We start from the raw sequence: 25,550 nt of genomic DNA, 5'->3' as shown, positions 1-25,550 counted from the left end.
AGGAAGGTGGCGCTCATCGGCGGCGCTCCGGCCATACCCACGCCAACGCGCCCAGCAGCAGCGCGACAGCCAGCGGCCATGCATAGCGCTCGTTGCGCGGGCGCAGTGTCGGTCCCTTCGCAGCGATCGGCTCCAGCCTGTCCAGTTCGGCGTAGATACCGACCAGCTGGTCGGTATCACGCGCACGGAAGAAGCGGCCACCGGTCATCTCGGCGATCCTGCGCAACGTTGCCTCATCCACCGGGTCGCGGTCGGCGGCCACCGGAATGCCGAAGAACCGCGCACTACCGTCGCTGCCAAACGCCACGGTGTGCACGCGCACGCCCTCGGCACGCGCCAGTTCGGCTGCGCGCAGGGGCTCCAGCACACCGGCGTTGCTGACACCGTCGGTCAGCAGGATCAGTACACGCTGCCCTTCGGGCTGGTTGCGCAGACGCTTGACCGCCAGCGCGATGGCATCACCAATGGCGGTCTCGCGCCCGGCCAGGCCGACCACGCTGTCGCGCAGTTGATCGCGCACGCTGGACAGATCCGCAGTCAACGGCGTGAGTGTGTAGGCACGGTCACCGAACACCAGCAGGCCGACGCGATCGCCGGCACGACGGTCGAGGAAATCAGCCAGCACCGCCTTGGCGGCGGTCAGGCGTTCCACCGGCTGTGCGCCAAGCACCATGTCCGGCTCGCTCATGCTGCCGGATACGTCCATCGCCAGCATCATCTGCCGGCCTTCCTGCGGCGGGGTGATTGCTTCACCCAGTTGCTGCGGCCGCGCCATCGCCACGCACAGCGCCAGCCAACCCAACCACAGCACGCCGCTGCGCAACCAGGAAATCCCGACGCGGCCGCCACCGGCCAGTGCTTCCAGTTCGGCAGCGGCATAAGGCACCCGCAGTGCAGCACCCGGGTCGGCACGCCGTTTCCATGCGTACATCAGGATCGGCAGCGGCAATGCCAGCAGTGCCAGCGGCCACGCCAGCTGCAGATCCGGCCACGGCCAGTAAGCTGCCAGCGCGCTCATCGCCGGCGCTCCTGCAGCAACGCCAGATAGCGCGCCCGCGCCCACGTGCGCACGTCGGCTACGGCAGCGGCATCAACATGTGGACGATAGGCGCCTTCGGCCAGCAGATTACGCTGCGCAGACGGCAGGCTGTCCTTGGGATCGACGTACTGCCACCACGCATCATCGCGCAATGCTTCGCTGCCGGGGCGTGCCTGACGTGCCGCACGCCGCAGCAGGCTGGCAATGACCGCCAGTTCCGAAGGCGCGCCGGTCACTGCCGCGATTTCCTGGTCGAACACCTGCAACCACTGTCGGCGGCGGCGACGTCGACGCCATGCCAGCGCAGCAACGATTGCCAGCAACAGCAGCACCAGCGCAATCAGCATCAGCCAGCCTGGAGCAGGCGGCCACCACGCTGGCGAAGCCGGCAACTGCACATCACGCAGCGGCAGGGAGGCACTCATGCTGGCACCTCCGTCGGAGCCGCTGCCAACCAGGCATCGCTGGCCGCATCGGTGGAAAGCACCTGCACATCGACGCGACGCGCAGCAAGTTGCCTGCGCAACTGCTGCAGGGGTTCGACAAAATGTGCGTGCCAGTGGGCCTGCACATCGTGCCGGCGCAGGTCCAGACCGATGCGTTGCTGTGCGGCGAGAAACTGCAGGGGTGCCGCTGGCGGCTGAAGTTCCAGCGGATCAACCAGCAGCAACAGACTCAGGTCATGGTGCTGGGCCAGTGCGCTCCAGCGCGCCGGCGGAATGCGGATCGCCTGCTGCGGATCGGCCAGCACCAGCATCCGCGCGCCGGGGCGCAACACTCGGCCAGCATGGTCCAGCGCGCGCTCCAGGCCGAGATCATCGGCCGGTGGCTGCGCGTACCAGCGCGTGAGTGCATCGAGTACGCGAAGTACCCCGCGGGCACCGCCGGCCGGCGCGATCGGCGCCTCACGCTCACTGCCGCGCAATGCGCCGATACGGTCGCCGCGGCGCTGTGCAGACCATGCCGCGACAGCACCCGCGCGCGCCGCCTGCACCGACTTGAAGCGCACGCGGGTACCGAAGTACAGCGCAGGCGACGTATCGGCAACGATCAGGGTGACCCGCTCGCGTTCTGCCTGGAACAGTTTGGTGTGCGTGCGACCGGTGCGGGCAGTGACGCGCCAGTCGATGTGGCGCGCGTCGTCGCCCGCCACGTATTCGCGTGATTCTGCATATTCCATGCCGCGTCCACGCAACGGCGAAGGTGCCTGGCCTGCGCTGCCCGCACGCCCTCGACGAGGCGGCGGCGGACGCTGTGCAAGGCGGCGCAATGCCACCAGCTCGGCCAGCTGCGGTCGCAGACCATCGCCATCACTGGTGCCCGGAGCAGGTCCATTGGGTGTGCCGGTCATGCGCGCACTCAGGGTGCCGGTACCCGGGCCAGCAGTTCCTGCACCAGGCGTTCGCCATCCCAGCCTTCGGCGGTGGCTTCATAGCTGGGCAGGACACGATGGCGCAGCACATCGGCCGCCACGGCACGCACGTCGTCGGGGGTGACGAAATCACGTCCAGCCAACCACGCCCGCGCACGCGCGCACCGCTCCAGTGCGATGGAACCACGGGGGCTTGCGCCCCACGCGATTCGGCGCGCCAGCGATGCGTCGTAGCGCGAGGGGTCGCGCGACGCCAGCACCAGCTCGATCAGATAGCGTTCCAGCGCGGGGGCCATGTGCAGCTCCAGCACCTCGCGGCGCGCATCGAAGACATCCTGCATCGGCAGTTTTTCCGGCGCTGCTGCGGCCTCGCCCAGCGCGCCTCGGGCACGCTCGCGGGCCAGCCGCAGGATCTCCGACTCGGCCGTCTGGTCTGGATAGCCAATGCGCACGTGCATCAGGAAACGATCCAGCTGCGCTTCCGGCAGCGGGAAGGTGCCTTCCTGCTCGATCGGGTTCTGCGTGGCCATCACCAGGAACAGCGATGGCAGTGCGTAGGTGTGGCGACCGACCGTGACCTGGCGTTCGCCCATTGCTTCCAGCAGCGCGGACTGCACTTTGGCTGGCGCACGATTGATCTCGTCTGCCAGCAGGATCGGGTGGAAGATCGGCCCCGGTACGAACTCGAAACGTCCTTCCTGCGGGCGCCAGATCTCGGTGCCGGTCAGGTCCGAAGGCAGCAGATCCGGAGTGAACTGCACGCGCGCGAAGTCTGCTTCCAATCGTGCCGCCAAGGCCCGGATGGCCGTGGTCTTGGCCAGGCCCGGGGCACCTTCCACCAGCAGATGGCCATCGGCCAGCAAGGCGATCAGCAGGCGTTCGACCAGCGCCGCCTGGCCGACGATCTCGGCCGACAGCGCGTCGCGCAGGTTGCTGAAGGCCGCATGCAGGCGTGAGGTGACGGGGGCAGGCGGCGGAGAAATGGATTCGGGCATCGGCGGAGGCAGGTTCATGGGGGCCTTTGACCGGAGCAGGATGGCTCGGGTTCCCTACATCATCGCAGGCCGCCCGGCTGCTGGCATCAAGAACGGCTGAACAGCCTCCACGCATGGCGTGGATCTACTTGGGCCATCCACGCATGGCGTGGATCTACTTGAGGGACATGGCGCGGATCCATTGCGCCCATCCACGCATGGCGTGGATCTACTTGAGGGACATGGCGCGGATCCATTGCGCCCATCCACGCGTGGCGTGGATCTACTTGGGCAAACGACACGGGGCCGCACGTGGCGGCCCCGGTCGGATGCAACAGGTGCAGCGCCTCAGTTCTGGCGGGCCACGCGCAGGACCTTCGGGGTCACGAACACCAGCAGTTCGGCCTTGTCCTTGTTGCGACCACGCTTCTTGAACAGGTTGCCGAGGAACGGCACATCGCCCAGGAACGGCACCTTGCTGACGCTGTTGCGGTCGGTGAACTCATACACGCCACCGATCACCACGGTCTGGCCATCTTCCACCAGCACGGCGGTATTGACCTCGCGACGGTTGATGTTCGGCACCTGGCCGTAACCTTCCAGCACGATGTAGCTTTCGACCTCATCCTTCTTCACCGCCATGTTGAGGAACACGCGGTTGTCGTTGGTGATGGTCGGGGTGACCTTCAGTTCCAGTACCACTTCCTTGAACTGCACGTTCGGAGTGGCAACACCACCGGAGCCGCTGGCGCTGATGGTGACGTAGCCGATTTCCTTACCCTGCTTGATCAACGCTTCACGCTGGTTCGTGGTGACCACGCGTGGGTTGGAGATCACTTCGCCGCGCGACTCTTCCTGCATGGCCGACAGCTCGACATCCAGCAGATAGCCGGCGTTGAGGATGGACAGTGCAAGCGAGCCCGGGTTGCTGGTCGCAGCTACCGGCAGGTTCCAGTTCAGGCCGCGGGTGATGGCCGAACCGACCGACACCGGCGGCGGGCCTACGCGACCACCGGCTTCCCAGTCACGCTCCGCCTTCCTGTTGGCGTTGTCGGTGTCGACCTGCGACTGCCGGGTCTTGGCATTGGCTTCCAGGTTGCCGCTGAAGTACACGTTGTCGCGGCTGCCGCTGACACCGAACTTGGCGCCCAGCTCGCGCGCGAAGGTATCGGTGGCGATGACGATGCGGCTCTCGATCAGCACCTGGTCGACCGGGCGGTCGATCACGTTGATCAGCTCGCGCATCCGCGCGATCTTCTTCGGGATGTCGCTGATCATCAGCGTATTGGTACGTTCATCTGCCACGATGCGGCCACGCGAAGACAGGAAGCCACTGTCTTCCTGCGACATCGAGCCATTGCCACCCTGACCACCACCACCGGCGTTGTTGCCACCGATGCCCTTGGCCTCGGTCAGCGCTTTGAAGATCTGCGTGGCGCTGTGGTAGTTGATCTGGACGTAGTCGGTCACCAGGTCTTCGCGGTTTTCGATCGCGATGCGCGCGTCTTCCTTCTCCTGCTCGAACTTGGCCAGCTCGGACTGCGGCGCAACCCACACCACGCTGCCGTCACGACGCTTGTCCAGGCCCTTGGCACGCAGCACGATATCCAGCGCCTGGTCCCACGGTACGTTGACCAGGCGCAGGGTCACATTGCCCTGCACCGAGTCGGATGCCACCACGTTCAGATTCGACTCTTCGGCGATCAACTGCAGCACGGTGCGCACGGGCACGTCCTGGAAGTTGAAGGTCACCGGCTTGCCGGCGTAGCCGCGCTGCGGCACGCCCTTGGCAGCCTGGGTCACGCTGCCGGCAGTGACCGCACCAACAGCGGCCTGGGCCTGGCGCGGGCTGATTTCAACCACATACTCGTTGCCACTCTGGTAGGCCAGCGACTCGACCGGACCGCCCGTGCTCAGCACCAGCTGGGTGCCGGCGCCGGACGGTTTGGCGTCGATGCGCTGCACCGGGGTGGCGAAGTCGGTGACGTTCATCGGCTTCTGCAGGTTGGCCGGCAGGCGCGCGTTGCCGACATCGACCACCACGCTGTTGCCCTGGCTGCGCAGGTCGGGCATGGCGCCCTGGCCGTCGAACTGCAGGATCAGGCGGCCCGCGCCGTCATCGCCGCGCTTGAAATCGATGCGTGCGACCGACAGGCCTGCCGGTGCAGCGGCCGGCGTGGCGGCCAGCGCCGTGCCGGTCGGTTTTTCCGACGGTGCGGCAGCCAGCGCCGGAGCGCAGGCCAACATCAACGCGACTCCCAGCGCGCTGATGCGGTTCAAGGTAGAGCGCCGGATGGGACGCAGCCCCTTGGCTTGGTGAAAGGTCATCGTGCTATCCCCAGTAAACGATCATTGATCTTCCAGCGCGAGCGTTGCTGGACGTTCCAGCCAGCCACCCGCGCCATCCGGCACCAGTTCGATCAGCTCCACGCGGTCTTCGAAGACCGCGGTGACCCGCCCGTCGCTCTGCCCCAGGTAACCGCCGGGACGCACCCGATAGGTCACCTTGTCCGGCCCCATCACCAGCGCCACGGTGCCGGCGCCTGTTCCGATGGTGCCGACCATGTCCAGCGCGTCCAGCGGGAAGCCTTCCATCGGCTCCTTGCGCCGGTTCGGATCTGGCCGCAGTCCCCCATTCCCCTGCTGCGGGTTGGTCCAGGCATCGGTGAACGGATCGCGCATGCCCTGCGCGGAGTACTCGAAGGTCTCGAACTGCTGCATCACCGGCAGGGCCTCGATCGGCTCCGCTGGTCGTGCACGCTCGCTCTCGACCCATTTTTCCAGATTGGGTGCATCACCCGGGGTGCTGGTCACGCCGCGACCGCAGGCGGCCAGCAGCAGCACCGTCAACACCATCCCACCGCGTGCAATGAAGGAACGGATCACTTCTTTTCCTCCTTGCCCGCCTCGGCCTTCTGCTGCTCGGCCACTTCGGTCTCATCCAGGTAACGGTAGGTCTTGACCGTACCGGACAGTTCCAGCGCACCGGCGCGGACGTTGCCACCGGTCTTGTCCTTCGGCTTGAGGTTGATGTCGTGCATGGTCAGGATCACCACCCGCGGCAACGAGGCTACGCCACTGACGAAGGCGCCGAACTGGTGGTAACTGCCCACCATCCGCAGCTTGATCGGCTTTTCGGCGTAGAACTCCTTGATCTGCTCCTCCTCCGGCTCGAACAACTCGTTGGACAGGCCGCTGGACAACGCGGTCTGCGAGATGTCGATGATCAGGTCGGGCATTTCAGTCTTGCTGGGCAGCTGCCGCAGCATCTGCTGCAGCACCTGCTCCATCTGCGCCAACTGCTGTTTGAGCGGCTCCAGGTTGACAGCGCGCTTCTGCTGCTCGGCGAACTCCTTGCGCAGCTCGGTTTCCTGCGACTCCAGACCGGCCAGTTCCTCACGCTTGCCACTGATCAGCAGCATCCACGCCAGGAACATGATCACCACGGCCAACAGCGCGCAGAAGACGATCTTGGCCTTCTGCGGCCAGTTGCCGATGTCGTTGAAATCAAGGTTCTTGATGTCGACTTTCTTGCTCATGCGCGATCCCCCAGCAGCGGGGCGTGGAAGGCCTGCGGCGGCTGCGCCAGGCGGCTGCCTTCAGTCTTGGTTGCCGGTTTGGTTGCCGGTGCGGCCGGCGCAGGCGTCGCCGCCGGTGGCGGTGGCGGTACCTGCGACGGAGCCGTTGCAGGCGGAGCAGCCGGTGCCGGCGACGTACCCGGCTGCGAAGCTGCAGCAGCAGGCGCCGCAGCGTCCGGGCCAGCACTGAGCGGTGCGACCGTCGGTGCCACCGGCGCGGTGCTGGCCACGCTGCCATCAGGGTTCAGGCCCGAAGTAGTCGTCGCTTCCTCGCTCTGCGCGGGCAGTTTGACCTTGACCTTGAACACGTACGGCAATGCCTTGATGTCGACCACCGGTCCGGTGGCGCGCCCGTCCTTGTCCTTGTCCGGTTCACGCGCCTCGATGATCGCCAGCTCCGGATTGGTCATCCAGCCAGAGACTTCGAGGTTGCGCATGTAGGCCGAGACACGGGCGTTGGACTGGGTGCGTCCCTCCAGGGTCAGCACGTCGCCTTCCTGCTGCAGGGCAGTGAGCACCACGCCATCAGGGATGGTGCGGACCAGCGCATCGAACAGGTGGACCATCTGCGAGCGCTTGGCCTGCAGTTGCTCGATCACTTCCTTGCGGGCCAGCAGCCGATCTCTCTGCGCGTCGAGGCGGTCGATTTCCTTGTTCTGCTCCTTGACCTTGTCGATCTCGGTCTGCAGGTAGGCGTTGCGATCGCCCTGCCCGCTGACCTGCAGGTCGTAGTAGAACCAGATCATCAGCGACAGCAGCACGCCACCGAGGGCGGCCATGCCCAGCATGATGCCGAACTCGCGCTGGCGTTGCTTGCGCCGCTCGGCGCGCCAGGGCAATAGATTGATGCGTGCCATCAGTCAAAGCTCCTCAGCGCCAGACCGGTCGCGATCATCAGCGCGGGGGCGTCCTGGGCCAGCGCGTGCGCCTGCACCTTCGGCCCCAGGGTCATCTGTGCCAGCGGGTTGGCGACCACGGTCGGCACGCCCAGCTGTTCCTCGACCATCTCCGGCAGGCCTGCAAGGGCAGCACAGCCGCCCGCCAGCACGATGTGATCGACCCGGTTGAATTCGCTGCCGGCATAGAAGAACTGCAGCAGACGGCTGATCTGCTGGACCGTGGCTTCCTTGAACGGCTCCAGCACTTCCATCTCGTAGCTTTCCGGCAGACCGCCCTGGCGCTTGGCCAGACCGGCTTCCTCGTAGCTCAGGCCATAACGACGCATGATCTCGTCGGTCAGCTGCTTGCCGCCGAACACCTGTTCACGGCTGTACAGGCTGCGGCCACCGCGCAGCACGTTGAGGGTGGTCATGGTGGCGCCGATGTCGACCAGCGCAACCACGCCCTCGGCCGAAACCGGCAGCTCGCTGGCCACCAGGGCGAAGGCGTTCTCGACCGCGAAGGCCTCCACGTCCATCACCTTCGCCTGCAGGCCACCCAGCTCCAGTGCGGACTGGCGCAGTTCGACGTTCTCCGACCGCGAGGCAGCCAGCAGCACCTGGACCATTTCCGGGTTGTTCGGGATCGCCCCGATCACCTCGAAGTCCAGGTTCACTTCCTCGATCGGATACGGAATGTAGTTGACCGCTTCCAGCTCGATCTGGGCTTCCATGTCGTTCTCGTCCAGGTCGGCCGGCATCGGGATCACCTTGGTGATCACCGCCGAGCCGGCCACGGCCGCAGCGGCCAGCTTGGCCTTGCTGCCGGAACGGTTCATCGCCCGGCGGATGGCCTCTCCCACGGCCTCCACTTCAACGATGTTCTTCTCCACCACCGCATTCGGCGGCAGCGGTTCCACGGCGTAATGTTCCACGCGGAAACGGTTGCCGCTGCGGGAAAGCTGCAACAGCTTTACCGCAGTCGAACTGATGTCGACGCCAATGAGCGGCGACTGACTTTTTGGGATGAGCCCCACGGTTTCTCCCCTGCCGACGGGCACTTGGACGCAAGAGCTGCGTCCGCGCATTAATAACGTATTCTTAGCAAATGACAACCGCTCTGCTGTGACATCCCTCACAGGATGGCCACGCAGCCCCTAGCAGTTCCCCTTGCGCTCCCCAGTGCCGACCCCAGCCGCCACCTTGCGTAATCTATACTCTGCGACCACGAAATTCGCAATCGGAATCTGACACCGATGACCCGTCTCCGCCGCTGGCTGCGCTGGATCTTCCTTGTTGTCCTGGTCCTGGCGCTGGTCGGAGCGGCCGCCGTTGGCGGCCTGTACTACGCCGTTTCTTCCAAGCTTCCCGACGTGCAGACCCTGCGCGACGTGGAAATGCAGGAGCCGATGTACGTCTACGCTGCCGACGGCAAGCTGATGGCGGTGTTCGGTGAGACCCGGCGTACCCCCATCACCATGAAGGACGTGCCGGAGAAGCTGAAGCAGGCGTTCCTGGCCACCGAGGATGCCCGCTTCTACGAGCATGGCGGCGTGGACTACAAGGGCATCGGCCGTGCGGTGTGGCTGCTGGCCACCACCAACGACAAGCGCGTGCCCGGCGGCTCCACCATCACCCAGCAGGTGGCCCGCCAGTTCTTCCTCAGCTCCGAATACAGCTATACCCGCAAGCTGGCCGAGATCCTGCTGGCGCGCAAGATCGAGTCCGAGCTGAGCAAGGACGAGATCTTCGAGCTGTACCTGAACAAGAGCTTCTTCGGCAACCGCGCCTACGGCGTGGCCGCCGCTGCCGAGTTCTACTACGGCAAGAAGCTGAATGAGCTGGACCTGGACGAGATGGCCTCGCTGGCCGGCATCCCCAAGTTCCCGTCGTCGGGCAACCCGATCTCCAACCCGGAGCGCGCCCGCCAGCGCCGTGACAACTACGTGCTGCAGCGCATGGCCGACCTGAAGTTCGTCAGCCAGGCTGAGGCCGACGCGGCCAAGGCCGTGCCGATGCATGCCACCGCGCATGAGCCGCCGGTGCAGGTCGATGCGCCCTACGTGGCCGAGCTGGTGCGCCAGGAAATGATCGCCCGCTTCGGCGGCGACGTCGTCAACAAGGGCTACCACGTCACCACCACCATCGACGCGACGCTGCAGACCGCGGCCAACCTGTCGGTGCGCGACGGCCTGCTGCTGTACGACCACCGCCACGGCTGGCACGGCGTGGAGAAGCAGGTGCAGGTCGGTGCCGGCGAAGACGCCGCCGCCCTGGCCGAGCACCTGCGCGGCATGTTCGGCCAGGCCGGCCTGCTGCCGGCGATCGTCGCCAGCACCGGTGCCGATGGCAGCGCCACGGTGGTGCTGGCCAACCGCACCGAGATCGTACTGCCGGCCGGTGCCGCCAAGTGGACCAACAAGACTCCCGGCAAGCTGGTGCAGCGCGGTGACATCGTGCGCGTGCGCGCCGGTGCCAAGGAAGGCGAATGGCTGCTGGACCAGCTGCCGCGCGGCCAGTCCGCGCTGGTCTCGCTGGACGCCCACAGTGGCGCGCTGAAGGCCCTGGTAGGCGGCTTCAGCTTCTCCGGCAACAAGTTCAACCGTGCCACCCAGGCCCGTCGCCAGCCGGGTTCGAGCTTCAAGCCGTTCGTCTATGCGGCCGCCTTCGACAAGGGCTACAACCCGGCCTCGATCGTGCTGGACGCCCCGGTCGTGTTCCGCGACCGCCGCGGCAAGACCTGGGCGCCGCAGAACGACGGCGGCGGCTTCCGCGGCCCGATGCGCCTGCGTGAAGCGCTGGTGCAGTCGCGCAACCTGGTCTCGGTGCGCCTGCTGGATGGCATGGGCGTTGACTACGCGCGCAAGTACATCAGTCAGTTCGGCTTCGCCGAATCCGAGCTGCCGCCGAACCTGTCGATGTCGCTGGGTACCGCCTCGCTGACCCCGCTGTCGGTGGCCCGCGGCTATGCCGTGTTCGCCAACGGCGGCTCGCGCGTGGACACCTGGCTGATCGACCAGGTCAACGACCGCGATGGCAACCTGGTGTTCAAGGAGAACCCGGCGATGGCCTGCCGCGACTGCGCCGGCAGCAGCGACCAGCCGGTGAACCAGGTGGTGGACGGCTTCAACTTCGGCGCTCCGGCGCCGAAGGTGGACCCGGCCGCTATGGCCAAGGCTGAAGCCAAGACCGAAACCCCGGCAGCACCGGTCAACCCGGATGCACGTACCGCACCGCGCGCGATCGACGCCCGCACCGCGTACCAGCTGGTGTCGATGATGCGCGACGTGGTCCAGCGCGGCACCGGCGCACAGGCCAAGGTGCTCGGCCGCGAGGACGTGGGCGGCAAGACCGGCTCCACCAACGACCACCGCGATGCCTGGTTCTCCGGCTTCGGCGGCCCGTACGTGACCACCGTCTGGGTGGGCCGCGATGACTTCCGCTCGCTGGGCTACCGCGAATACGGTGGCAAGGCCGCCCTGCCGATCTGGATCGACTACATGCGCACCGCGCTGAAGGACACCCCGATCGCCCAGAACGAACCGCCGAGCGGCATGGTCCAGGCCACGCTCAACGGCGCGGTGGAGTGGGTGAAGGTGGAAGACATGGACCGCCTGACCGACTACGACCTCAACCTGCAGAGCACCCCGCAGGCCGACGCGGCCGCGTTCGATATCTTCTAAAGGTGCAGGTTCGGTGGGTGCCAACCGTTGGTTGGCACCCAGGCATCCGCCGGGCATGGCCCGGCACTGCGCTGATTGGCGCCGCCGTTGTAGAGCCGAGCCCATGCTCGGCTGCTTTACCCGACGCCCCTGAGCCGAGCATAGGCTCGGCTCTACAGCATCAACGGCACCCTCCTGCTCGGGTAAACGCCAACCCTCGTTGACACCTCCGTTGAATACCCACGCAGATGTCACATGCCTGCGCTAGTCTGTAGCCAGGTCGCAACAGGGAGTCATCGCATGCACCGCGCTCACCAGCATGCTGCCAGCCAGACCCGCGAACGGCGTCATCGCCTCGCCCACGAAGCCGCCCGGCTGATGGCCGAAGGCGGAATCCGCGACTTCCACCAGGCCAAGCTCAAGGCCGCCAGTCGTCTTGGCATCCACGACGATGCCTCGCTGCCCCGCAACGTCGAGATCGAACAGGCCCTGCGCGAGTACCAGCGGCTGTTCTCTGGCCCGCAGCACGGCAGCGAACTGCAGCGACGACGCGAATCCGCCCTGCGTGCGCTGGAGTTCCTGCACGGGTTCTCGCCGCGCCTGGCCGGGCCGGTGCTCGAGGGCACTGCGGATGCCAACAGCCCCGTGCAGCTGCACCTGCACAGTGACGACCCCGAAGCCGTACATCGCTTCCTGGATGAGCATCGCATCCCCGCCGAATCGCGTACGCGGCGCCTGCGGATGGACCGCGAGCGCAGCCTGGATGTGCCGGTGTGGGTGTTCAGCGCCGAAGAACTGACCTTCGACCTGGCGGTACTGCCCTACGACGCCCTGCGTCAGGCGCCGCTGTCGCCGGTGGATGAGAAACCCATGCGCCGGGCGTCGGCCGCGCAGTTGCGGCAGTTGCTGGCCGAGACGGAGATCACCGCCTACATCGGCGCGTAACAGCGATCCGCCTCTGGCAGGTAGCGACCAGCCTCTGGTGGGTGCGGACCTTGGTCCGCACTATGCTTCAGGCCCCGCGGATACTGGAACAGAAAGCAGCCGAGCATGGCTCGGCTCTACTGGAAGTCATGGGTAGCGATCTGTCTTTGTTGGGTGCGGACCTTGGTCCGCACTATGCTTCAGACCCCGCGGATGCTGGAACAGAAAGCAGCCGAGCATGGCTCGGCTCTACTGGAAGTCATGGGTAGCCATCTGTCTTTGGTGGGTGCGGACCTTGGTCCGCACTATGCTTCAGGCCCCGCGGATGCTGGAACAGAAAGCAACCGAGCATGGCTCGGCTCTACTGGAAGACCAGCGCTAGCGGAAGATCAACTTTTCTTCGGACGGGCTTGCCAATCGCGCAAGCCACGGCACCGCGGCACGGTGGGGATATTCGGCCATCATGCGCGCATGCATCTTCTGCATGTCGTGCAGGTGCCAGGTGTGCGAGTACACATCCTGGAAATCATCCGACCAACCACTGCGCACCCGCATGCGTTCGCCATCAAGGTTCGGCACCAGATACCACGGCACCTGCAGAATCTCGGCCAGAGCTTTGTTGCGTACGGCACTTTCACGGCCCGACCGCTGCAGCTGTTCGATGCGCATGCTCACGCGGCGGCAGGGAAACGGCATGCAGGTACCCGTAGCGTTGATGTAGTCGGCGACGTCGGCGTACATGTCCGCCTGCAGCTTCAATGCCACCGGGTCCTGCAACGTCTGCCGGACCCGCAGCGTGCGCTGGGTGCTGCCGCGGATCTCGGCAGCACTGTAGAAGGGATCACCCGGCGTCGTGCCGCCGTGGCGCACCAGCACGATGCGATGGATCGCTTCGTCGGTCAGCACCTCCACCCGCACGGCAGCGGCCTGCGGATGGATACGCGGCTGCGGCACGTTCAACACGCGCCAGAATCCCCACACCATCAGCCCCATGCAGATCATCAGCACCAGGCACGCCAGCGTCCACGTATCCATGTCGTGGGTGACGTAGCGGATGCGGGCGCGCCAGACGTAGTAGCGCCGGTAGGTCATGAAGCGGCTCATGAAGTTGTACATCGCAATTTCCTCTGCAATGGCCCCGGCGCGGCGGGGCTCGTTACGCGCACCACGCCGGGGCGTCATGGCTTACCAGCCGATGCCCACACCCACGCCCACGGTGCGTTCGCCACTGTTGGTGAACGCGCCATTTAGGCTGAAGGTGGCAGAGCCCTTTTCGTTGAGCACGCGCTGGTAGCCCACCGCCATGGCCGATTCGCCATCGCTGTAGCCCACGCCCGCACCCAGGCGGTTGTAGGTGCTCAGGCCGGCGGTGTTCATGGCCATCGCACTCTGCGCGCTGCTCATCGCCGCCATGCGGTTGAAGCGCTTGTCCATCTTGTCCAGGCGACGATCCACCTCGCGCGAGATGCCATCGCTGTACTCGTTGGCGCGGGCGAGCATCTTTTCCAGATCGGCGGTGTCGACCTGCGGGGTCGGCTCCTTCGGGGTTTCCGGCGTGGCGTTGGGGGCCTTGCCGGCATCAACCACGGTCGGCGTTTCGGCCGGCGGCGTGGGGGCCTCGGGTGCACCGGCGGCGTTGGCGGCAACGCGTGCCTGCGGCTGGCCGTCGATGCGCTGCTCCAGCCCGTCCATGCGGCCGTTGAGCTGCTGCTGCACGTCGTGCAGCTGGCCGCCGTTGACGGCGTCGCGGCTACCGGCAGCCACCCGGCCGTTGGCCACGTTGGAGATGACCATGCCCTGTGCACCGGCCAGGGTGAGCTGGTTCAGACCGTCGCTGCGGGTGGTGGTGTCCTGGAAGACGGAGCGGAGCTGGGTTTCCACCTTGTCCACGCGCGAGCCCTGGCTGGTGACAGCGCCATCAAGCGACTGCAGTGCATCGTTGAGCGTGGACTGCTGCTGGCCCTGGACGGTGAAGTGCGGGCCGATGATGTTGCCGTTGCTGTCGATGTGAGCGCCGCCGCCTAGGGTGGCGAGGGTGGCGTTGAGTTGGGCGACGGTGGTGGCATCCTGGGCGTTGCGGCCGTTGGCTACGTTTACGATGCGGCGCTGCCGTCCTTTGGTGCCTATGGAAACAGTATTGGCTTCATCCGCAATGGAAGCGTGACCCAGCGCAACGGCTCCCGCCGCACCCGCTTCCACCACAGACCTGCCACCAAGTGCGATGCCTCCGTTAGCCTGAACATGCGAACTAGCACCCAAAGCAAAGCCATCCATCGCCGTCGCAGTGACATAGGCCGCACGCCCCAATGCCACTGAATTCGTTCCAAACGCCTTGGAGAAACTCCCCACAGCAGTGCCACCTTCGCCAGTCGGGGAAGATTCCGCGGAATCGCCGATAGCCACACCCAGCCAGCCCGCCGATGCATCAATGCTCAGATCGTCATAGCCGACCTTCATGAAGCGGCTTCCCTGCTCAAGGCCATCCATGCGCTGGTTGGTGGCGTACAGCTGCCGGCCATTCACAACATCCTTGCTTCCTGCGGACAGCTCGCCATCCGCTACGCCGGTCAGTGTCGCGCCGCCGAAGTCAATTACGCTCCCTGTCTCAGCCGCAGACAAGCGTGCAAGATCGTTACCCGTCACCTGAGAGTCGCGCAGCGCATCCAGATCGCTGCGATTGCGGGCGATCTCCTGCTTGGCATCGTGCAACTGGCTACCCGTCACTGCATCGCGACTGCCCGCTGCGATTCGACCATCAGCCAGATTGGTCAGCACCGCACCCTGTGCGCCGGACAGCGTGAGTTGGTTCAAACCATCAGCGCGGATCCCGGTGTCCTGGAATGCCGAGCGCAGCTTGCCTTCCAGCGAGCCGACCCGCGCATCGGTCACAACCACCGCACCATCCAGCGCGGTCAGCGCATCGCCGACGGTGTTGTGGTTGCTCCCCTGAATCGCGTAGGTGGGCGCGATGATGTTGCCACTGGCATCGAGGCCGGCACCACCTCCAAGGGTTGCCAGAGACTCCCTGAGTTGTGCAACTGCAACTACGTCATTCTCAGCGTGGCCTCGACCCACATTTACGATCCGGCGTTGCCGCCCCTTTGTCCCAACAGAAACCGTATTCGCCTCGTCAGCGATTGCCCCATACCCAAGGGCTACAGCACCTTCTGCGTCAGCGCCAACAACTGCACGAGCTCCCAAGGCAACGCCCCCACTAGCCTGAACGTGCGAGCTAGAACCTAGCGCGAAACCCTCGGTTGCCTCTTCTACCACCCACGAAGCCCGCCCCAACGCAACCGAGTTAACACCAAGCGCTTTCGAGAAACTGCCCACAGCGGTGCCACCTTCACCAGTCGGTGACGACTCTGCGGAATCCCCGATGGCGACACCCAACCACCCAGCCGACGCATCCTCACTGAACTCGTCGTAGCCAACCTGCAGGAAGCGACTACCCTGCTCCATCTGCTCGATCCGGGCATTGGTGGCAAACAACTGCCCACCGTTCACCGCATCCGTACTGGCAGCCGAGCTGATATCCCCAGGTCCAACTCCCTTCACCACGGCCCCCTCGAGATCCACCAAGGTCCGCTCGGCGTTGAACTTCACCACACCTTCCAGATCCGGTTCGAAGCCATCGAAGTCGGCGCGCAAGCGGTCCAGATCCACGCGATGATCAGCCAGACGATCAGCATGATCCACCAACTGCAGATCCTGGGCCTCGTTCCGCGTCTCTGCCGAGCCTACGCGCTCGTTGGTGGCAAACAGCTGCTGACCGGTCACCGCATCGGTGCTCGATGCGCCCAGGATGCCGTTGGCGATGTTCTGGATGCGGCGGCGCGCGCCGTTCTTGTTGGACACGTCCAGTACGGTGCCGGTGTTCTCGGCGCCCAGGCGAACCTGGCCGCTGGCCGACACCTGCCCGACCAGACCGGCCACGGTACCTACCTGGCTGATGGCGCTGTCCGCCGCCGTCTTCGCGGCAGTTGCAGTGGACTGCGCGGTGGTCACCGCCGTGTTGGTGGCATGCAGCTGCTGACCGGTCACGGCCTCGGTGCTGGAGGCACTGAGCGTGGCGTTGGCCACATTGCTGATGCGGCGGGCAGCACCATTCTTGTTGGCTACATCCAGCACGGTGCCGGTGTTCTGCGCACCCAAGCGTAAATTTCCGGTCGCGGACACCTGCCCGACCAGACCGGCCACGGTGGTCACCTGACCCAGGGCATTGTCTGCGGTCGTCTTCGCGGCAGTTGCGGTGGTCTGCGCGGTGGTCACCGCCGTGTTGGTGGCATGCAGCTGCTGACCGGTCACGGCATCGGTGCTGGAGGCACTGAGCGTGGCATTGGCCACATTGCTGATACGGCGGGCAGCACCATTCTTGTTGGCCACATCCAGCACGGTGCCGGTGTTCTGCGCGCCGAGGCGCACATTGCCGCTGGCAGAAACCTGTCCGACCAGACCGGCCACGGTGGTCACCTGACCCAGGGCATTGTCTGCGGTCGTCTTCGCGGCGGTTGCGGTGGTCTGCGCGGTGGTCACCGCTGTGTTGGTGGCATGCAGCTGCTGACCGGTCACGGCATCGGTGCTGGATGCACTGAGCGTGGCATTGGCCACGTTGCTGATGCGGCGGGCAGCACCATTCTTGTTGGCTACATCCAGCACGGTGCCGGTGTTCTGCGCGCCCAAGCGCACATTGCCGCTGGCGGAGACCTGCCCGACCAGACCGGCCACGGTGGTCACCTGGCCCAGTGCGTTATCCGCTGCGGTCTTTGCCGCGGTGGCGGTGGTCTGCGCCGTGGTCACTGCGGTGTTGGTGGCATGCAGCTGCTTGCCGGTGACCGCTTCAGTGCTGGTGGTGCTGAGGGTGGCGTCGGCCACGCCGGTCAGCTTGCGGTTGGCGTTGGACCTGTTGCGGATATCCAGCTGGGTGCCGGTGTTGTCACCGCCCACGCGTACGGCGCTGCTGGCCGAGGTCTGGGTGACCAGTCGCGTGTTGACCAGTGCCTGGTCGGCAGTGGTCTTCGCGGCATTGGCCGTATTGGTCGCGGTGGTGACGTTCTGGTTGGTGGCATGGAGCTGCTTGCCGGTTACTGCATCGGTACTGGTGGTGGACAGACGGGCATCTGCCACGTTGACGACCCGGCGCTTCGTGCTGCTGCTACCGACCGATACCGAGTTGGATTCGGTTGCCTCCGAATTCAGCCCCAGCGCAACGCTTCCGACCGCCAACGCCTTGGCGTGATGGCCAATGGCGACGCCGTTGTACTCAGCGCGAGCGTTCCCGCCGAGGGCCACCGCACCCGAGTATCCGGCAGTACCTGCAAAGGCATTCCCGCCGATGGCTATCCGCGCGACCCCTGCGTGACTCTCCACCGTTCGCGAGCCACTACCAATAGCGATGGAGTTCTCCGAGTAGGCTTTGGCATTGTTGCCGAGCGCAGTGGTTCCAATCCCACTGGCAATGGCATGAGCGCCGACACCCGTTGCGTAGCCGCCTCGCGTGATATCCACGCCATAGCCGATTGCCGTGTTGTTGTCGCCATTTGCGGTAATGACGCTGCCGTATGCAACCGATCGATTCCCGGTCATGGAAGACCGCGATCCCAGCATCAACAACAGGTCCCCATTGATGGTGGAATTCCTGTAGGAGTAGTCTGATGTCAGTGCCACCTGCGTGTAGATCGGCGCAGCCGCAATTCCCATTGCGTCATCCCTTCGCACCCCAATTCCGAACGGAATCGCGCCGAAGCTATTGAATCCTTTCGGGGAAAGATACGCCGCCACCTCGGCACTCTCATCCTCTTCGACGGGCATGTTTTCGGCCGCCGCGGAGAATGCCATCAAGGTCGATGCGACAACCGGCAGCACGATTGCGCCGGATGAGGCGGCACGCTTGCCGCGTGCCGTGGCCAGCTCACTTGCAACGATCCAGCACTGCCGCGCAGTGCACCAGATACGACGATAGATTCTGTTCATGGTTTTTCCTTAACAGCCAAGGGAAAAGAAGCCCGTCGCTGCGCGCCGCCGCGACGGATCGAGCGCTTCAGAGCGCGAGCGCCTGCACGTGTTCGCGATAGCCATCGCGGGTCAACCGATAGCGCAGCTGCAGGCGATGGCCGGGCTTCGGGGTAAAGGGCAATTGCAGGGATGCACCGGGGTACAGGCTGCGTGAGACGTCATGGGCGGTGCAGGCGCCCGCCGCATCGCAGTCGGCCACGCTGGTCAGGCCCACGCGCAGGGTTCCGGCATTGACCAGGCTGTTGCCCTGCACGCGCACGTCTACATGCCCGTTGGCCGGCACCACGTTCACCAGCGCCCCCCAGATCAGGCTCATGCCCACGGCGGCGCGGGTAGCCGGATCGTCCGGCTCGGCGTCATCAGGACCGCGCACACCTTCGAAGTACACGCGGTAGGCGGTCTCCTTCTCCACCGGCTGCAGCGGGATGACCCGGATCAGGCGATTGCCGCCACCGGCCAGGGCGAACTTGCCCGGGGTAATGGCAATGGCAGCGTCGGCTGGCTCGATCTCGATTTCCTGCTCGTCGGTGCTGGCCGGATCGTCGATGCGGCGAACGGTGGCCTGTACGTACTGCGCCGTGGTGGATTGCGAGTACACGCGGATCTGCGCGCCCTTCCGGGCCTCTACCGAGGTACGCATCGGATGCACGGTGAGGTTGGCGTGGGCGGGCGCGACTGCAAGCAACAGCGCGCAGGTGAACAGGCAGGACAAGGCGGGATGCATAGTGGGCTCCATCGACTTCACGGGCGGGAGGTGGGCAGGCGCAGTTCGACCTTCAGATCGCCCTGGTAGGCACCAGAGCGTTTCTCGTCGATGGGTACGCGCGGGGTATCGAGGGTGAGCGGCGTGGGTACGCAGAACACCGGCTGCGACATCCCGGGCAACATCACCAGGCGCAACCGCGCCGTATCGATGTTGCGCAGTTGTTCTTCCACCCCGTTGCGCACGGGAATGCGCGCGCCGTTGTGGTCGAGGATGACGGTGTAGTCCATGCGTTGGCTGTCATCGCTGCCACCGTTGGTGTGCCAGACCGAATAGCCGGTGGGACCGGGAGGACGCGTGCCGCTGTCGCGCACGGTGACCCCCAGGTACTCACTCTGCGAACCGAGGCCGTCGTACAGGCACATGTCCAGGTGCGCGCGACCACCGACGGTTCGGGCGATGGGGTCGTAGCTGAGATTGAGGCCTACGGTGGGGGCGGCTTCCTGGAACTCGGGCAGGTAGATGGAGACCGCGTCGTAGTCGGTGATCGTGAGTTCGAAGCGGTAGGTGTAGGTGGCGAGGCTGCGGGTGTCGGGGGTGTTGGCGCGGATTTCGAGCGTTGCAGCCCAGATACCTGCAACGAGCTTGCTGAGTTCATTCGCAGGTACGGCTATCTGACCAGCTGCACCGGCCGGAACATCCGCCACACAGCCCGCGGCATACGTTGACCATGGCGCGATGATCCCTAGTTGCCAGTAGTCACCCAAGCAGGCGCGACTGCTGAGCGCCCGTTCCAGCCCGCCCCGGATGCTCAACTCTGTATGCATTTGGCTGCGTTGCTCAACGAAAGTCAGAGCGATACTTCTGAGACCAGTATCAGGATCCTCGATCCCCTCCACCGGGCACCGCCCCCTCTCCGCGCTGCTATCAGAAACACACGTCAGATGCAGCTCGCCGTAGCGCTTGCCCAGATCCACATGGTCGTACGCCAACAGCGTGCGCGGTGGCATCAACACGATGTCCCCCGGCATCGCAGACCGATCCCAACTCATCACGATGTCGCGATGCTCATCGGTCGGATGCGTTTCCGGTGGCCGCTGTGCCATCGCCTGCGGCACCACCAGCGCCAACGCACTGAACAGCATCAGCCACCACCACAGCCACCGGCTCATCGCGCACCTCCCGCGGCAGCCTGCTGGCTGCTGGCCATCAGCGCCTTTTCCTGCAGCAGACGCGTCACCCGCGCCTGCTGGCGGATGTCCGCCGGCAGCTGCGCCACGTTCAGCGGTTCGCACTGCACGGCCCCCACCAGCAGCACCACCTGGCGGCGCTCGCGCACCTGCAGCGGGCATTGCAGCAGGCGGTCGTCCTGCAGCAGGTACAGCACCGCTTCGCGGCGCGGGAAGTCGGCCACGAAGCCGCCGTTGCTGCCGGTGCCCGGCACCGGTGCGTTGAGGATGCGGGCACCGCGCAGCGGCGTGCCGGCCAGGTCGTGCGCGTTGCCGATGAAGGTGTAGGTCACTTCAATCGGCACTGGCATGCGCAGCAGCTTGCCGGGCGGCAGGAACAGCGGGCGCGCGCCGCCCACGCCGGTCACGCGGATGGAGGCGATGCTGTCCAGCGCGCTGGCATCCTGCACTTCGGCACGATGCGACTGATACGCCGACACCGGCAGCAGCCGGCGGTCGCCCAGCTTCAGGCGCTGGCGGCGCAGGCCGCCCACCTGCAGTTCGGCGGCCACGCCGGTTAGTTCCAGGTCGTCGGTGCCATCCACCTGCACGGCCAGGCCTGCGTCGGCGCCCAGGCCGCCGCCCCAGTACAGGCCGCGCGAGCCGAGCGCCACGCCGGAACTGTGGGTGGCGCTGTAGGCCAGCTCATCGCGGCCGCGCTGCTGGTAGTGCGACACGGTGGCGCCGGTGTGGCCGATGCGGTTCTGCAGCTGCCCGCTGAGCGTGGCGCTGTAGCGGTCGCTGTTGTTGCCGCGCAGTTCGGCAGACAATTCGCGGAACTGGTCGTCGTGGTCCTGGCGCAGGCTCTGCGCCACGCTGTAGGTCACATCCGGGCGCTGGTGCTGCGGCTGGCGCAGGTCCAGCCCGTAGCGGCGCTGCGCGGTGCCGCGCTCGCCCTGCTGCAGGCGGGTGAGGGTAAGGGTGAGAAACACGCCACGGTCGCGGCTGCTGCGCAGGCTGCCGTCGTTGTGCTGCTGCCACACGCCCACGCGCGTGGAGGCGCTGAAGTCGCCCCAGCGTTCACTGCGGTTGTAGCTGGCCTGCCAGGTACGGCTGAGCTGCGGTTCGCGGCTGGGCCGCGGCGCCCACGGCGGCAGCAACGGGTCCAGGCCGTACAGCGGATCGTCGATATCGCCGGGTATGCCCACGCCCTGCCGCCAGGTCTGGCGCCGGGTATAGGCCAGGTAGGCATGGCCACCGGCCACCGGCAACGCCACCGAGGCGCTGAGCGAATCGGCGCAGCCGAGCTGGTCGCGGGCATCGTCGCGGAACTCGCACGCCTTGCCGCGCATGCGCTGCTGGTACAGGTTCCAGGACGCGTGGCGGCGGTAGGACAGCTGGTGCTGCTGCCCGCGGCTGCCATCACTGCCCTGCATGCTGCTGAAGCTGGCGCGGATCTCCTGCGTGGCGAACACCCGGCGCAGGTCCACGCGCAGTTCGCCATAGCTGAAGCCCGCCAGGTCGGCCACGCCAGCGGTGACGGTGGCGCTGCGACCCAGCGGCACGCGTACACCAGCCATGGCAGCCATCTCGCCGTCGAACTGGTCGCTGCGGCGCTCGCTGCGGCGGCCGCCCTGCAGGAACCACTGCACGCTGCTGTCGGCCCAGTCGCCGCCCTTGTCGAAGGGCGCTTCTTCGCTGCGTACCAGCACGCCGTCTTCGTAGATGCGCAGGGTGACGGTGTAGTTGCCGAACGGGAAGCGCCGCGTATCGATCTGGTTGATGCCGGCCTGCAGGTAATAGGTCTGGAGCAGGCGCTGGCCGTCGAAGGCATCGACGCGGGCATCGCGCGCCAGCAGCACGGTCAGTGGCGTGGCCTGCACGGCCGCTTCGCTGTCCACGTAGGCTTGGGTGGTGCCGATGCGCAGGCCCTGGAAACGGTCCAGCGGCAGCATGCTGAAACTGAAGGTGCCGCCCTGCGGGCTGGACAGGTTGCGGCGGTCCATGCGCCCGGCCTGCAGGTAGTGCTCCGGGCCGATGTCGTGCCGGTAGTAGGCGTTGTCCAGCTGGAAGTCGTGCCGCGTGCGCTGGTTGCGGTAACGCTGGTGGCTGAAGGTCCAGTTGGCCGAGACATGGCCGCGCTCGAACAGGCCCAGCACGCCGGCCCCCTGCGCGGCCAGCGATTGGTAGTCGCGGCCGCCGCTGAGGTTGACCGTCTGCTGGTGCAGGAAGGCGTTCTCGGCGTTGGCGCTGACCTGATGGTGGCGCTGCGCGGCCGGCTCGCCGGGAATCCATTGGCGGGCGACAAACAGGCGCACGGCGCCCTCGCCCTCGTCATACAGTGCGCGCACGGCGGTGGGGTCCTCCGGGGGATCGAGATAGCCGCAACCGGCGGCGGCGCCGCCGTAGCGGCAGGCCAGGTGGCTGTTGCGCGGCAGCGGCTGCGACAGCGCGGGCAGAAGCGCGGCCTGTGCTTCGGCGGGCAGTTGCAGCGCCTGCAGCGCCTCGGCGGGCGCTTCCAGCTGCACGTGGTCGAGGGTGACGCGCACGGGCATCAACCCGGTCGAACGGCCGAACAGGCGCACGTCCAGCTGCTCGGTCTGGCCTTCGACCAGATCCTCGAAGCCGGCGGGAACGCCGCGCGCTGCGACCAGGGGCGTGGCCAGCGACAGGGCGAGCGCGAGCGCCAGCCGGGTAACGGCGGGGGCGGTAGCTTTCATGGGGGGCAACCAGAAGCGGCCGGCCCGGCAAGCGGGCCGGCGCGGGGCGGAACTTACGGGCTGGCGGTCTTCTGCTTCATGGCGATGCTGACCATGCCCTGGAAGCGGTCGGCCACGGTGATGGCGCCTGGGGTCTTCTGTGCGATCTGCAGCGGCATGGACACCGACGCACCCGGCAGCGCGCCGTCAAACAGATCGGCAGCCAGGTAATCGGTGGCAGCCAGGCCCAGCTCGCGGCTGTTCAGGCTGACCTTCAGCGGCACCGACGGCGTACCGGCGGCATCGCCGATCAGCACCGGCTCGTTGATCAGGCGCACTTCGATGTCCTTGTCGATGTCGTTGGAATAGATGCGCACCTGCTGCGACCACGGAATCAGGCCACGGCCCGGGGCGTGGTCGAGCTTGACGGCGTCCGGCAGCGGGCTGCCGTCGGCCTGCAGCAGGGCCAGGGTCGGGTCGACGTCGGCCAGGATGGTGATGTGGGTTTCGGCGGCATTCGCGGACAGCGACGCAGTGACCAGCGCTGCAGCCAGCGCGGCCTTCTTGAACATGTGCATGGGTGTCTCTCTCGGACAGGGGGAATAATCGAAAGCCTGCCTTCCGGCATGACCGGAAGGCAGGCGCCGCCCGCAGAGGTGGTTGCGGGCGACGGAGAGAATGCTAGGAACCCAGCGCCATGCAGACTATTCAAGCTTTCCTAAAAAGCTGAACGTTAAGAGGAATCCTTGAGGTCGTTCAATGTTTGAGGGTTATGCAACTTTCCTCATCCACTGAATGCAATAAGCCTCATTGCACGCAAATATTCCATTGCTCATTGGTTCAATCCACCTTGAAGATTCATCCGTTCCGCAGGAAAGCCTCCATGGCCGCAACCAGGGCCAATGGCGTTTCATTCATCGGGTAGTGCCCGGCGTTTCGCAGCACCTCCACCGTGGCGTCCCGATAGCGATGCAGGTAGGTGCGCTCCATCAGTGCAAGATTGAACGTGGGGTCGTATTCACCCACCAGCACCTTCAACCGATGGCAGCCGATGATCTCACTGCTGAAATCCGTATCCGCCCAGGCAGGCAGATAGGCGGCAAATGCGTCAGGCGATGAGTGCGCCATCGAACAGTCCGCCTTCCACTGCAGCCAGGCCGCAGGCAGGCGTCCGCTGGTACTGCGGTCGATGATGGTCCGACGGAAGCCGACGTCCCCGGCTGCCGCTTCAAGCAGGCTTCGCGTTGCGGCGTCGTAGGCGATGCCGCCGCAGGGGACCGGTGCGATGGCAAGCATGGATCGGACCCGCTGTGGCGCGCGAACGGCAATGCGCTCGATGGCCATGCCGCCCATCGAATGCCCAACGACGTCGAATCGGTCGAACCCCAGTGCATCGGCCAACGCCAGCGCGTCGCCGGCAATCTCGTCGATGCTGTAGTGACCCGGCGCATCACGCATGCCGCCGTAGCCCCGGCAGTCCATGAAAACGTAGCTGAAGTAATCGCGCGACAGCCAGGGCTCGATGGGTTCGAACGCGTGCGCGTGGCCGAACCAGCCGTGCAGGACCAGGACGGGGTGAGGCCCCTGCCCCACGCGGTGAAAGGAATTGGTCATGGGGCGCCGGTGCGGTCTGGAGGGGCCTCCATGCTAGAAAGCGTGCGTCCGGTCGGCCGTTGATGGCGGGTCATCCCCTATAGAATCCGGGCCATGCGCGACACCCTGCTCGACCCCTACGAAGACCTGCCCCGCGACGTCGTGGTCACCTCGAACGATTACGCAGCGGAATCGACCTTTCCCCGGCATACGCATGCACGTGGCCAGTTCGCATTTGCTGCGCGTGGCACCATCAGCGTGACGACGCCACAGGGACGCTGGCTGGTGCCACCGCAGCGCGCCTGCTGGGTGCCGGCCGGGCTGGCCCATGAGATGACCATGCGCGGGCCGGTGACGATGCTCAATGCCTTTCTCTCTGCCGAGGCTGCCGCGACGCTGCCAATGCAATGCCGCGTGCACGACGTCTCTGCACTGCTGCGACACCTGCTTGAGGGTGCAGTGGACCTGCCTGCGCTGTATGACGAAAACGGACGTGCCGGCAAGCTGATGCAGCTGCTGGTGGCGGAGATCGCTGCGATGCCCGCGCTTTCCCTGCACGCGCCACTGCCCGCTGATGCTCGCCTTGCACGTGTCTGCCGTGCGTTGTTCGATACCCCTTCGCTGGCCGTCCGCCTTGATGGCGTTGCCGCCGACGCAGGCATGAGCCGGCGCACGTTCACGCGCCTGTTCCGCGCCGATACCGGGGTGAGTTTCGCCGAGTGGCGACAGCAGGTGTGCCTGCTGGCGGCTATCGAAAGGCTTGGACAGGGACAAGCGGTGACCCGCATCGCGCTGGACCTGGGCTATGCCAGCCCGAGTGCGTTTTCTGCGGCCTTCCGGCGTGTGCTGGGATGTTCGCCGAGCCGGTACGCGGAGGCGTAGTACCGGGCCTGCGTCTGGCTGCCCTGCGCGCTGCGCGCGCGTGAGTCGAGCGTGGCTCGACG

The 25,550-nt window shown here is 66.0% G+C and carries 19 protein-coding genes; 3 read left to right on the top strand and 16 right to left on the bottom strand.

From position 1 onward, the window contains the following. Positions 1-13: 13 nt before the first annotated feature. From HUT07_RS03440 to HUT07_RS03400, 9 genes are all read right to left on the bottom strand, one after another. Positions 14-1,018, bottom strand: coding sequence for a VWA domain-containing protein (locus HUT07_RS03440; protein WP_176019742.1), 1,005 nt, complete (start codon positions 1,016-1,018; stop codon positions 14-16). Next, positions 1,015-1,464 (bottom strand): DUF4381 domain-containing protein, encoded by a 450-nt coding sequence (locus tag HUT07_RS03435; RefSeq protein WP_176019741.1) that lies wholly within the window; start codon positions 1,462-1,464, stop codon positions 1,015-1,017. The genes HUT07_RS03440 and HUT07_RS03435 overlap by 4 nt, the downstream gene beginning before the upstream one ends. Continuing rightward, positions 1,461-2,390 (bottom strand): DUF58 domain-containing protein, encoded by a 930-nt coding sequence (locus HUT07_RS03430; protein ID WP_176019740.1) that lies wholly within the window; start codon positions 2,388-2,390, stop codon positions 1,461-1,463. The genes HUT07_RS03435 and HUT07_RS03430 overlap by 4 nt, the downstream gene beginning before the upstream one ends. An 8-nt stretch (positions 2,391-2,398) precedes the next feature. Next, positions 2,399-3,424: a MoxR family ATPase gene (locus HUT07_RS03425; protein WP_176019739.1), complete on the bottom strand. Its 1,026-nt coding sequence runs from the start codon at positions 3,422-3,424 to the stop codon at positions 2,399-2,401. A 309-nt stretch (positions 3,425-3,733) separates the two neighbouring features. Further along, positions 3,734-5,713 carry a type IV pilus secretin PilQ family protein gene (locus HUT07_RS03420; protein WP_176019738.1) on the bottom strand — a complete coding sequence of 660 codons (1,980 nt, stop codon included), beginning with the start codon at positions 5,711-5,713 and terminating at the stop codon, positions 3,734-3,736. Between the two features lie 21 nt (positions 5,714-5,734). Then, positions 5,735-6,271, bottom strand: a complete 537-nt coding sequence (locus HUT07_RS03415; RefSeq protein WP_254898802.1) for a pilus assembly protein PilP — start codon at positions 6,269-6,271, stop codon at positions 5,735-5,737. Then, positions 6,268-6,924: a type 4a pilus biogenesis protein PilO gene (gene pilO, locus HUT07_RS03410; RefSeq protein WP_176019737.1), complete on the bottom strand. Its 657-nt coding sequence runs from the start codon at positions 6,922-6,924 to the stop codon at positions 6,268-6,270. The genes HUT07_RS03415 and pilO overlap by 4 nt, the downstream gene beginning before the upstream one ends. Further along, positions 6,921-7,820 (bottom strand): PilN domain-containing protein, encoded by a 900-nt coding sequence (locus tag HUT07_RS03405; RefSeq protein WP_176019736.1) that lies wholly within the window; start codon positions 7,818-7,820, stop codon positions 6,921-6,923. Before HUT07_RS03405 ends, pilO begins: the two co-directional genes overlap by 4 nt. Further along, positions 7,820-8,878, bottom strand: a complete 1,059-nt coding sequence (locus tag HUT07_RS03400; protein WP_032951624.1) for a pilus assembly protein PilM — start codon at positions 8,876-8,878, stop codon at positions 7,820-7,822. Before HUT07_RS03400 ends, HUT07_RS03405 begins: the two co-directional genes overlap by 1 nt. A gap of 219 nt (positions 8,879-9,097) precedes the next feature. Here HUT07_RS03400 and HUT07_RS03395 point away from each other — a divergent pair, with 219 nt between their 5' ends. Beyond that, positions 9,098-11,524, top strand: a complete 2,427-nt coding sequence (locus tag HUT07_RS03395) for a penicillin-binding protein 1A (RefSeq protein ID WP_176019735.1) — start codon at positions 9,098-9,100, stop codon at positions 11,522-11,524. 279 nt (positions 11,525-11,803) lie between these two features. Continuing rightward, positions 11,804-12,448 (top strand): hypothetical protein, encoded by a 645-nt coding sequence (locus tag HUT07_RS03390; protein WP_176019734.1) that lies wholly within the window; start codon positions 11,804-11,806, stop codon positions 12,446-12,448. A 357-nt stretch (positions 12,449-12,805) separates the two neighbouring features. Here HUT07_RS03390 and HUT07_RS03385 read toward each other — a convergent pair whose 3' ends face one another. The 7 genes from HUT07_RS03385 to HUT07_RS03355 all read right to left on the bottom strand — a co-directional run bounded on the left by HUT07_RS03385 (position 12,806) and on the right by HUT07_RS03355 (position 24,627). After that, positions 12,806-13,543 carry a hypothetical protein gene (locus tag HUT07_RS03385; protein WP_176019733.1) on the bottom strand — a complete coding sequence of 246 codons (738 nt, stop codon included), beginning with the start codon at positions 13,541-13,543 and terminating at the stop codon, positions 12,806-12,808. Between the two features lie 69 nt (positions 13,544-13,612). Next, positions 13,613-18,400, bottom strand: coding sequence for an ESPR-type extended signal peptide-containing protein (locus HUT07_RS03380; protein WP_176019732.1), 4,788 nt, complete (start codon positions 18,398-18,400; stop codon positions 13,613-13,615). Between the two features lie 67 nt (positions 18,401-18,467). Beyond that, entirely contained in the window at positions 18,468-19,166 is a 699-nt protein-coding gene (locus HUT07_RS03375; RefSeq protein WP_176019731.1) for a pilus assembly protein, read from the bottom strand. A 17-nt stretch (positions 19,167-19,183) separates the two neighbouring features. Next, positions 19,184-20,317: a CfaE/CblD family pilus tip adhesin gene (locus tag HUT07_RS03370; RefSeq protein WP_176019730.1), complete on the bottom strand. Its 1,134-nt coding sequence runs from the start codon at positions 20,315-20,317 to the stop codon at positions 19,184-19,186. After that, entirely contained in the window at positions 20,314-23,034 is a 2,721-nt protein-coding gene (locus HUT07_RS03365; RefSeq protein WP_176019729.1) for a TcfC E-set like domain-containing protein, read from the bottom strand. The genes HUT07_RS03370 and HUT07_RS03365 overlap by 4 nt, the downstream gene beginning before the upstream one ends. 53 nt (positions 23,035-23,087) lie before the next feature. Continuing rightward, positions 23,088-23,591 (bottom strand): CS1 type fimbrial major subunit, encoded by a 504-nt coding sequence (locus HUT07_RS03360; protein ID WP_176019728.1) that lies wholly within the window; start codon positions 23,589-23,591, stop codon positions 23,088-23,090. A 280-nt stretch (positions 23,592-23,871) separates the two neighbouring features. Beyond that, positions 23,872-24,627, bottom strand: coding sequence for an alpha/beta hydrolase (locus HUT07_RS03355; RefSeq protein WP_176019727.1), 756 nt, complete (start codon positions 24,625-24,627; stop codon positions 23,872-23,874). Positions 24,628-24,720: 93 nt separating this feature from the next. On the opposite strand from HUT07_RS03355, the gene HUT07_RS03350 reads away from it, so the two are divergent. Beyond that, positions 24,721-25,488, top strand: coding sequence for a helix-turn-helix transcriptional regulator (locus HUT07_RS03350; RefSeq protein WP_176019726.1), 768 nt, complete (start codon positions 24,721-24,723; stop codon positions 25,486-25,488). Positions 25,489-25,550 lie beyond the last annotated feature (62 nt).

It is taken from the genome of Stenotrophomonas sp. NA06056, from assembly GCF_013364355.1.
In the GTDB taxonomy this organism is placed as follows: domain Bacteria; phylum Pseudomonadota; class Gammaproteobacteria; order Xanthomonadales; family Xanthomonadaceae; genus Stenotrophomonas.
The sequence above is the reverse complement of the archived record's forward strand: the minus strand, read 5'-3'. Positions and strand labels throughout refer to the sequence as shown.